Source organism: Amycolatopsis sp. lyj-346 (assembly GCF_046548975.1).
Lineage (GTDB): Bacteria > Actinomycetota > Actinomycetes > Mycobacteriales > Pseudonocardiaceae > Amycolatopsis.
Window position 1 is genome coordinate 1 of record NZ_JAJPWT010000041.1, and the last position, 1,826, is coordinate 1,826.

The following is a 1,826-nucleotide window of genomic DNA, read 5'->3' on the forward strand; positions in this document are numbered from 1 at the left end:
CTTTGTCAAGACATATGGACAACACGTCATCCCAACAGGTGGCGCGGAGGCGGTAGGATCTGCGGATGAGCAAGCCGGACGTCACCTTCCCGGCCTGTCTGCGAAGCAGTGGCTGAAACAGTTGTTGATTGAGTCTCTTTGGTCATTCGCCCTCCTGAGAGACGGGATTTACGTGCATCCAGTGCATCACGCATGACGGTGATCGCATCGGTGCTGTTAACAAGTTCATCAGCCAGTCCGGCATCAATGGCCTCCTGACCGCTGTACACTGCAGCCTCGGTATCCAGCACAACCTGCACGGACAGGCCGGTATATGCCGACACCTTCTGCGCAAACATCTGGCGGGTTGCGTCCATCCGGGACTGCAGTGTCTCCCGGACGTCATCCGGAAGATGGCTGTAGGGGTTGCCATCCACCTTATGGCTGCCGCTGTAAATCAGCGTGATTTCCACACCCTGTTTCTCCAGCGCAGCACCGTAATTACTGTGAGCCATCATGACGCCGATGGAGCCTGTCCGGGCGGTCTGCGTGACCAGACGCCGGGAGGCGGCACTGGCAAGCAACTGACCTGCACTGCAGTTCATGTCGTTGGCAAGCGCCCATACCGGTTTTATGTCACGCACACGGGCGATGATGTCAGCGCAGTCAAATGCCCCCGCCACCATCCCGCCGGGCGTGTCCATATCGAGCAGAATGCCGTCCACCATCGGATCGCTGGCAGCCTGTTGCAGACGGGCGATAATGCCGTTGTAACCGGTCATCCCCGAGTACGGCTGCAGCGCCCGCGTCCGGCTGACCAGCGTGCCGGACACCGGCAGCACGGCGATGCCGTTCATGACCTGATAACTGCGGGCCTGTCGTGGTCCGTCATCATCACCGGATAATGCCAGCGTCGCGAGTGCCTCCTGGGCAGTCAGGCTGTCGCCGGACACCGCATCCGTCAGGCTGCTGATCCCAAGCTGGCCTGCAAGCGCACAAAAGAAAACCCGCGCATAGGCGGGTTCAAGCATCAGCGGCTCATTAAAGGCCATGCTGGCAATATGCGGGAGATTACGCAGCTCTGCTGTCACTCTTCTCCTCCTCTGTTGATTGTCGCAGCCCGGATTCAAATGCTGCAGCCGCCCAGGCGGGCGGTTTAAGACCGGCTGCACGGCGCTCCATCGTTTCACGGACCTGCTGGGCAAAAATTTCCTGATAGTCGTCACCGCGTTTTGCGCACTCTTTCTCGTAGGTACTCAGTCCGGCTTCTATCAGCATCACCGCTTCCTGAACTTCTTTCAGACCATCGATGGCCATACGACCGGAGCCTATCCAGTCGCAGTTCCCCCAGGCACTGCGGGCTTCCTGAAAACTGAAGCGCGCTTTTGAAGGTAACGTCACCACGCGGCGAACGATGGCCTCTTCCAGCCAGCACAGAAACATCTGGCTCGCCTGACGGGATGCGACGAATTTTCGCCGCCCCATAAAGTACGCCCACGACTCGTTCGCACTGGCCCGTGCCGTGGAGTAGCTCATCTGGGCGTAATTCCGGGAAAGCTGCTCATACGAGACACCCAGCCCGGCAGCGATATACCGCAGCAGTGACTGCTCAAACACGGAGTAGCCGTTATCCGTATCCTGAGCCGTCTGCAGGTTCAGTGAGTCACCCGGCATCAGGTGCGGTACTTTTGCGCCTCCCAGCCGGACCGGCGCTGCGGCGTAATACGCGGCAATTTCACCAATCCAGCCGGTCAGCCTTTCCCGCTGCTCCTGACTGTTCGCGCCCAGAATAAAATCCATCGCTGACTGCGTATCCAGCTCACTCTCAATGGTGGCGGCATACATCG

Annotated in this window: 1 protein-coding gene and 1 pseudogene; both read right to left on the minus strand. The window is 59.1% G+C overall.

Features of this window, described 5'->3' with window-relative positions; translation table 11 throughout:
• Positions 1-98 precede the first annotated feature (98 nt).
• A pseudogene (locus tag ACLJQE_RS44560) lies at positions 99-1,070 on the minus strand (S49 family peptidase); the annotation flags it as partial.
• Positions 1,051-1,826: phage portal protein (locus ACLJQE_RS44565; RefSeq protein ID WP_000270684.1), on the minus strand; the 776-nt coding region annotated here is incomplete at its 5' end. The pseudogene ACLJQE_RS44560 and the gene ACLJQE_RS44565, both read right to left, overlap by 20 nt.